The 8,259-nt window shown below is 62.4% G+C and carries 7 protein-coding genes; 6 read left to right on the forward strand and 1 reads right to left on the reverse strand.

Annotated features, from left to right (window positions below):
• Position 1 precedes the first annotated feature (1 nt).
• Positions 2-901, reverse strand: coding sequence for a MetQ/NlpA family ABC transporter substrate-binding protein (locus HMPREF2129_RS08285; RefSeq protein ID WP_034665360.1), 900 nt, complete (start codon positions 899-901; stop codon positions 2-4).
• Between the two features lie 143 nt (positions 902-1,044).
• Here HMPREF2129_RS08285 and HMPREF2129_RS08290 point away from each other — a divergent pair, with 143 nt between their 5' ends.
• The 6 genes from HMPREF2129_RS08290 to HMPREF2129_RS08310 form a co-directional block, all read left to right on the forward strand.
• On the forward strand, positions 1,045-4,227 hold the full coding sequence (locus HMPREF2129_RS08290) for an error-prone DNA polymerase (protein ID WP_034665362.1): 3,183 nt from the start codon (positions 1,045-1,047) through the stop codon (positions 4,225-4,227).
• A 187-nt stretch (positions 4,228-4,414) separates the two neighbouring features.
• On the forward strand, positions 4,415-4,552 hold the full coding sequence (locus HMPREF2129_RS11020) for a hypothetical protein (protein WP_156959263.1): 138 nt from the start codon (positions 4,415-4,417) through the stop codon (positions 4,550-4,552).
• A complete protein-coding gene (locus HMPREF2129_RS08295; RefSeq protein WP_034665363.1) occupies positions 4,536-5,051 on the forward strand; it encodes a hypothetical protein in 516 nt (171 codons plus the stop codon). Before HMPREF2129_RS11020 ends, HMPREF2129_RS08295 begins: the two co-directional genes overlap by 17 nt.
• 61 nt (positions 5,052-5,112) lie before the next feature.
• Positions 5,113-6,372 (forward strand): cytochrome b/b6 domain-containing protein, encoded by a 1,260-nt coding sequence (locus HMPREF2129_RS08300; RefSeq protein WP_156959264.1) that lies wholly within the window; start codon positions 5,113-5,115, stop codon positions 6,370-6,372.
• Between the two features lie 95 nt (positions 6,373-6,467).
• A complete protein-coding gene (locus HMPREF2129_RS08305) occupies positions 6,468-6,917 on the forward strand; it encodes a PH domain-containing protein (RefSeq protein ID WP_034665388.1) in 450 nt (149 codons plus the stop codon).
• Positions 6,914-8,259 (forward strand): PH domain-containing protein (locus HMPREF2129_RS08310; protein WP_084576716.1); only part of this gene is annotated, 1,346 nt, incomplete at its 3' end. The genes HMPREF2129_RS08305 and HMPREF2129_RS08310, both read left to right, overlap by 4 nt.

Consider the following 8,259-nt stretch of genomic DNA (forward strand, 5'->3'; position numbering starts at 1 on the left):
TTTACTTCTCGTTCTTTGCGTCTTCGACGAGGCGGTCGAGGACCTTGTTCAGGTCTTCCTTGGACTTGTTCACCTGGACGGCGGTTCCGTTGGAATCCTCATTCAGAGCCTCGGTGACCTCAGGGGTCTGCCACAGTTCAACGAGCTTGTCGTAGGTCGGGTTGTCAATGTCCTCTGCGCGGACAGCGAAGATGTTGATGTACGGCTCGGCCAGCTCAGAGTTCGGGTCGTCGGCTGCGACAGCAGTGGATGCGTCGATGCCAGCGCGGGAGAGCCAGTTGTTGTTGATGATCGCCGGGTCGCCCTGGTTGTAGGCGGTCGGAGTCTGGGAAGCATCAACCGGGGTGACCTCAACCTTGGAGGCATCCTTGTCAATATCAGCCGGGGTCGGGTTCAGCGGGTCAGTGCCGTCCTTGACCTTAACCAGGTCAGCCTGGACGAGCACGTTGATCGCGCGGCCCTGGTTGGAGGGGTCGTTCGGGATAGCAACCTTCTCGCCCTCGATGCCGTCGAGCGAGTCATGGTCCTTCCAGAACAGGCCGAGGGTGTTGATCTCAGCGGAACCGATGATGCGCAGATCCTTGCCGGAAGAAGCCTTGTACTGAGCCAGGTACAGGATGTGCTGGAACTTGTTCAGGTCAAGCTGGCCCTCAGCCAGCGCCGGGTTCACCGGGGTGTACTCGGTGAAGGGGACCAGCTCCAGGTCGATGCCAGCTTCCTTGGCCTTGTCAAGGAAAACAGACCAAGCTTTCTGATCAGAGTCGGTCGTACCGATGCGCACGACCTGGTTCTCATCGTCCTTCGGAGCGGCGTTGTCGGTGGAGTCAGAGGAGCATGCAACCAGCCCAGTAGCTGCCAGAATGGAAGCTGCTGCGGTTGCGATAACACGGTTGAGGCGCATGTCGCGTCCTGCACTTTCTTAGTCGGGGTTGAAGTGTCTGGGAAAATCTATCACCGTGTGTACCGCTTAGTCTAGTTCCGGCCTCATTCATTGCTTTCCGGCGAATATAATCAAACGTTCGTTCGGTTTATGGTGTCGAATGTGTGTACGATAGGCGCGTGCGATTCAATGGTGGCAAAGCATTGTCCTGGGCGCAGCTGGAACGCATCCTCTCCGGCCGCCCCGGGCCTGCCGTTGTGCCTGTTGACCGGCTTGAACGGTTTGAACGGGGCTCGCGTTCCACTCCCGCGGGCCGGCGCCGCAGCGGGGCGATTCCCTTCGCAGAACTCCACGCCGTATCCACCTATAGCTTCCTCAGTGACACTGGTGGTGCCAGTGAGCCAGAGGAGTTGGTGGCCCGCGCCCACGAACTCGGCTTGAGTGCCCTTGGCCTGCTGGACCGCGATGGCTTCTACGGGGCGGTGAAATTCGCCGAAGCAGCCGCGGAGGTAGACCTGCCCACGGTGTTTGGTGCAGAGCTCAGCCTGCCCCACGCACCGCTACCGGTGATTGCTCGCGGGGCGGAAGGCTACCGGCGCCTGTCGCACCTCATGGCTGGGGCGCACATGGCCTCAGGCGAGAAAGGGGTGGTGCACTACCCGCCACTGCCGGAGATGGCGGCAGCACTCGCTGGTACCTGCATCGTGTTGGCGGGCTGGCGGTGGGCAGATCACCTGGATGAACTCGTGGAATGCTTCGGCGTGGCCAACGTGGTCAAAGAATATGAGGCCACGATGCTGCCGGAAGATGCAGACCGCCATACCATCCTTCGTGCCGTCGGCCCGCCTGGTCTGCGGGAAATCCTGACCGCTGCCCCCGGTGCCGCCACCCGGGACGGGGCAAGGGTGGCGGGGGCGAAGAGGGCGTTGGGGCGTCGAAAAGCAATCAGCGCGGCATCCGCGGACCTGCACCCGATGGGCGCGCCCTGGTTACGCTCGGGCGAGCAACTCGCGGCGATGATGCCCGACGACACGGCGATGATCGCGGAGGCCGTGAAACTCGCAGGAGAATGCGCGTTCGCCCTCGACCTGGTGGCGCCTGAACTCCCGCGATTTCCCACGCCCGATGGGCACGACGAGATGAGCTGGCTGACCCACCTCGTGGCGGAGCGCGGCCGCGAACGCTACGCCACACGGTCTGCTGACCTGCAAGAACAAGCCCTTAAGCAGATTGCGCGCGAACTGCGCGTCATCGAGCAACTTGGTTTTCCCGGCTACTTCCTCATTGTCAACGACCTGGTGGATTTCTGCCGCGAGTCCAACATCTTGTGCCAGGGGCGTGGTTCGGCGGCGAATTCAGCGGTGTGCTTCGCGCTTGGCATCACCAACGTGGAGCCGATCGGCGCGCAGCTATTGTTCGAGCGCTTCCTCTCGCCGGACCGCGACGGCCCGCCCGATATTGACATTGATATTGAGTCCGGCCGCCGCGAAGAAGTCATCCAGTACGTCTACCGCACCTACGGCCGGGACAATGCGGCGCAGGTGGCCAACGTGATCACGTATCGCACGAAGGGCGCGGTGCGCGACGCCGCCCGTGCGCTCGGCTACCCGCAGGGCGCGGCGGATGCGTGGTCGAAGGGCCTGGCCTCGCCTCCATCGCGTGTTGAGTCCTTGGCCGCGCAACTTAAGGGGCAGCCCCGCCACCTGGGTATTCACTCCGGTGGCATGGTGATCTGCGACCGGCCTATCGCCGATGTCGTCCCCGTGGAGTGGGCACGCATGGAGGGCCGCTCGGTCGTGCAGTGGGACAAGGACGATTGCGCCACCGCCGGCCTGGTCAAGTTCGACCTGCTGGGTCTGGGCATGCTCGAGGCGCTGCACCACATGATTGACCTTGTGCGCGAAACCACCGGCCGCGAGGTCCGCCTCTGGGAGCTTTCGCTTGACGACGCTGCCGTGTACCACATGCTCTCCCACGCCGACGCCGTCGGCGTTTTCCAAGTGGAATCCCGCGCCCAGATGAACACTCTGCCCAGGCTGAAACCGCACTGCTTCTTTGACCTGGTGGTAGAGGTGGCCCTGATCAGGCCGGGCCCGATCCAGGGTGGTTCTGTCCACCCATACCTGCGGCGCCGTGACGGCCGGGAGCCGGTCACCTATGACCATCCGGTGCTGGAACGTTCCCTGGGTAAGACCCTGGGAGTTCCACTGTTTCAGGAACAGCTCATGCAGATCGCCGTGGACGCCGCTGGTTTCAGTGGGACAGAGGCGGACTCGCTGCGCCGCGCTATGGGATCGAAGCGGTCACCGGCGAAGATGGCGGCGCTCAAGGCCCGGTTTTTCTCAGGCTGCTGGGCGACCAATTCGATTGAGCAGGACGTGGCGGAGAGCCTCTGGCAGAAGATCGTGGCCTTCGCAGCCTACGGCTTCCCGGAATCCCACTCCCAGTCCTTTGCCTCGTTGGTGTACTTCTCGGCCTGGTTCAAGCACTACTATCCGGCGGAATTCTGTGTGGGCTTGTTGCAGGCGCAGCCGATGGGGTTCTACTCACCGCAGTCCCTCATCCAGGATGCGCGCCGCCACGGGATTGTGGTCCTGCCGGTGGATGTCAACGAGTCTGGTGTGGAGGCCCGCTGCATCGACTCCGGCACCATCCGCGTGGGGCTGAACCTGATCAAAGGTCTTGGCGGGAAGGCGGCCTCGCGCATCGAGTCTGCCCGGGCAGTTCGGCCTTTCATCGATATTCCGGACCTATCCCGCCGCGCGGACCTCACCGTGGAGCATGTCGAGGCCCTCGCCCGGGCGGGTGCACTGGATTGTTTTGGCGTGGATCGCCGCCAAGCCCTCTGGCAATCCGGCATCGCCGCCACCGAACGTGAGGGCATGCTGCCAGGCCTTTCCGCCATTGAAGCGCCCGCCCTTCCCGGCATGAACGCCTTTGAACTCATGGCCGCCGACATTGTGGCCACCGGTGTTACGCCCGGCCTCATGCCCGTAGAAATGGTTCGCACGCATTTGGATTCTTTGAATATTGTCCCAGCTAGCGGGCTGAGGCGCGTCCCAGACGGCACCCGCATCCGCATCGCCGGTGTGATCACCCACCGCCAACGTCCCTCCACCGCCGCCGGCGTCACCTTCCTAGGCATGGAGGATGAAACCGGCCTCATGAACGTGGTCATCCCAACTGGCCTATGGAAGCGGCAGAAAGTCCTTGCCCGTACCGCGAAAGCCCTTATCGTTCGCGGCATCGTCGAAAATGCCTCCGGTGCCGCCAGTGTTCTTGCCGACAAACTTGAACCTCTGGACATGGGCGACTGCCTCTCCCGCGGGTCCCGCGACTTCCGGTAAAAAGGGCGCAGTGAAGGATTTGCACTCACCGCCCAGGCCGAAAATATATATGTACTGGTAGGAGAGTTTTGTGCACTCTCTCGGTCAAGTGCGATGGTTGAATCTTTCACCCACCGCCACTACTCGAAGATGCGATGACGGGGACACCAGCTTTTTGGGGCACCAGCTTGTTCAGAGAAATCCCTTCATGTTCGACCTCGACCCGGCAGCCTTCCAAACATGGCAAAGAGGAGAACTCCCGGGCGGTGCCGTCTTTATGCTGGATATTGACCCGTGGCTAGGCCTAGAACCAGAGGAGTTGACGCTCAGTGGCAGCACTGCTTAGCACAGTTGTCGCTTTCGCCGGGCTCATAATCGTGGTCAGTTCCGTTGGTGCTGACTCGTTGGGGTTTGTACTCACCGCGACTCTGTTGAGTTTCGGCCTCGCGCCATTCGCGGGTGACTCGCTCCAGCAGCACATCCCACACTCGCTGTGGGAGCGTTTGTCGCTCTCGCACACAGCTTCTCGACGCCTCGCCCTCCCCACCTTCAACACCCTTCTCAACCACATTGGATGGAACCGGCTGATCATTGCTCTGCGTGATGGGCAGTCCAGCGCGTCCATTCAGAACCGGCGAAGCAAAAACCTAAGACCCGTACAAGCTGCAGCTGCCGGTCATACATGGGGATTCCTCTTACATATCGCCACCGCCGCCTGGGCAGGAATTGCTGGCGCGTGGGGTTCGACAACGGTGCTAATTGTCATCGGAATCATCGGCCACCTCTACCCAGCACTTTTACAGATTCGTGTTCTGACCCGTTGGCGCGAGCATGGACGAAGCTAAACAGCTCAACGTACCCACTATGATTCCATCCAACCGAAAGGCTTGGATAGTCTAAGCAGCAATGACTAGCAACAATATCCCGAAGGCAGCATCGTCCCACGACATTCCAGCGGTGCCTAGCCCGCCCGCCGCGCCACAACCGCCAACCCCACCCGCTGCTCCGGCACCTCCAGCACCGTCCGCGCCGGGTGGCGCTGTTCCCGCGCCGCCTGCACCGCCGATGCCTGCTACACCTCCGGCGCCTCCGGCTCCGCCGACGCCACCAGTGGCTGCCGTGCCGGCAGCGCCGGCAGCGCCGAAACCTCCGGGTGGGGTGGAATCTCCAGCGACTCCTGCACCAGCCCCGCGGCCCGCGCAGGAGGCCACAAAGCTGGAAGCCACGAAGCAGACAGCTCAAAAGCCTGCCCGCAGCAAGGCCCAGAACAAGACCCCGAAGTGTTTGCTCATGTGGGCCTTGGTGGGGGTTGTGGTTTTGGGGGTGGGGGTGTGGGCGTCGAGAAGCTTTTTGGGCTCTGATGCCGGACAGTCTTTCCTTGAGGCTTACCCGGGCCCCGCGCCGATGCCGGAGAATGCGCCGGTGGGGATTCCTGCGTGGCTGAATTGGGCGCACTTTTTCAACATGTTCCTGATGGTGCTGATTATCCGGACGGGCCTGCAGGTGCGTGGCCAACGGAAACCCGAGGCGTACTGGCGGCCGAAAAAGGGTGGGAAGAAGATCAGCCTGGTGCTGTGGTTCCACCTGGTGCTCGATGTTCTGTGGGTGCTTAACGGCGTGATTTTCGTTGTGCTGCTGTTCGCGACGGGCCAGTGGATGCGCATCGTGCCAACGAGTTGGGATGTGTTCCCGAATGCGGTGTCCGCGGGTCTGCAATACCTGAGCTTGGACTGGCCGACGGAGAACGGCTGGGTGTACTACAACGCGCTGCAGCAGCTCGCGTACTTTGTCACGGTGTTCATCGCAGCGCCGCTCGCGATCGCGTCGGGCGCGCGCATGAGCATGTGGTGGCGCAACGAGTGGAAGACGGCGAACAAGCTGTTCCCGGCGCCGGTGGCGCGCGCGGTGCACTTCCCGGTGTTGGTGTACTTCCTGGTGTTTGTGGTGGTGCATGTGGGCTTGGTGCTCACCACGGGAGTGCTGCGGAACCTGAACACGATGTACGCGGCGCGTGGGGCGGTAGACCCGAATGAGTATGCGGCGGACTGGACGGGCCTGATCATGTTCCTGGTGTCGCTGGTGGTTGTTGCGGCGGCAGTAGCGGTGGCGCGCCCGCAGTTCCTGGCGCCGGTGGCGCGGCTGACGGGTGAGGTGTCCACGCGGTAGGGTAATTACCCATGAACAGCGCCGATTCTGCCCGCACCGGGCGCCATGTCAGTGCCGGTGAGCCGGTGCTGCGTCTGCCCACCACGGCGGCGGAGATGAATCCGGTGTCGAGGAAGCTCATCCTCGCGCGGTATGCCTCCCAGACCCTGTGGGCTTTGGTGTTGGCGGCGTGCTTCATCGTGCCCCAGTTCATGATGGGTGGCTGGTGGTGGCTCGGCGCGGCCGTTGTTGGGGCGTGGTATGTGTTCCAACTCATCATGATTCCGCTGCGCGTGCGCAACACGGCGTGGTGGGAAACCGAGGACGAGCTGCTGATTACCAAAGGTAAATTCCGGCAGACGTTCACGCTGGTGCCGTATGGCCGTATCCAGTTTGTGGATGTCACCAGTGGCCCGTTCACGCGGATGCTTGGTCTGAAGGGCGTGAGCTTGCACACGGCGTCGGCAACGTCGGATGCGACGATCCCCGGCCTGCCCGCCGCGGAGGCGGATGCGTTGCGTGAGCGTCTGGCCATCAACGCGCGTGAACGGATGAGTGGCCTGTGACCGAGTACCGCCGGGTTCACCGCCTCACTCCGCTGTTGCGCGTGTGGGCGACATTGGTGGCGTTGACCACGATTGTGGTGTTCAATTTTGCTACTTACCTGGCTAACGCGCTGCGGGATCAGCAGTTCACAGCCCTGTTATTCGCGCAGGTAGCGGGTGGTGCGTTGGGGGCGCTTGCGCTAGTTTTCCTGGTGTCGCAAATTTGGTGGGCATGCACGGGTTTCCGGCTGGGGGAGGACGAGCTGGAGCTTCGCCGCGGCGTCATTTCCACGCAGGTGCGGTCCGCGTGTTATGATCGCATCCAGGCGGTTGATGTTGTCGAGCCCTTCGCGCCCCGCCTGTTCGGGCTCGCGCAGGTGCGCGTGGAGGTGGCTGGCGGATCAAATTCCGCGATCGAGATCGGCTACCTCACCCGCCGTGAGGCCGAAGCCATCCGCGCCGAGCTCCTGCACAAGATCGCGCCGCCTGAGGAACCCCAGGGAGGCTTCCTTGTCCCACCCATTCCCGTTGCACGTTCGCTCGTAGGTGCAGGACTTCGCTTATCGACGCTCTTTGCCCTCACCTGGTCCCTCCTCCCCACCGTCACCGACTTTTCAGCAACGGTGATTGTGCCGGTGCTTGTAGGTTTTATCCCGCAGATCTGGCGGCAGATTGACCAGTCCTGGCGCTACAACGCCACTTTGGATGGGGACGTGGTGCACCTGTCCTACGGGCTGGCCAACCGCCGCACCCAAGCAGTGCCATTGGATCGGATTCACGCGATTGGCTTGTCGCAACCGGTGCTGTGGCGCTTGTTCGGGTGGTGGACTGTCACCGTGAACATTGCTGGATATGGCCGTGAGTCCAACAAAGCCTCCGGCACATCGCGCCTGCTGCCGGTGGGATCTTACGAGCAGGCTCTCGAGCTCATCGAGGCAATCAGTCCGCTACCGCGCGAACTGATTGTGAACCCGGACTGGGATCTGAAGTCCCCGCGCCGGGCACGCATAGCCTCGCCCATTGATGCGTCCCGCCAAGCCCTTGCCCTGACCCCTCTTCCAGGCACAACCTATGCCATCACCAGCCATGGCTTGTTCAGTAGGCGGCTGGAATTCGTGGAAGTACTCCACATCCAGGAGGTCACGCTCCGTGTTGGGCCAGTTCAGCGCGCTTTAAAAGTGGCCAGCGTGCGCTTTGACCTGGTGCCGGGTCCGGTCCGGATGATAGCGCGTGACCTGGAACTCCAGGAGGCCTGGAAACTGGTTGAGGCGTTGAGCGCCCGTGAGCTACCGCCGGTTGCGGTGAAGGATTTAACACCACGACTCCCGGCGACCAGGGATTTCACTGTCCGCGAGACGGCCCA

Source organism: Corynebacterium tuscaniense DNF00037, from assembly GCF_000759055.1.
GTDB classification, from domain to species: Bacteria; Actinomycetota; Actinomycetes; order Mycobacteriales; family Mycobacteriaceae; genus Corynebacterium; species Corynebacterium tuscaniense.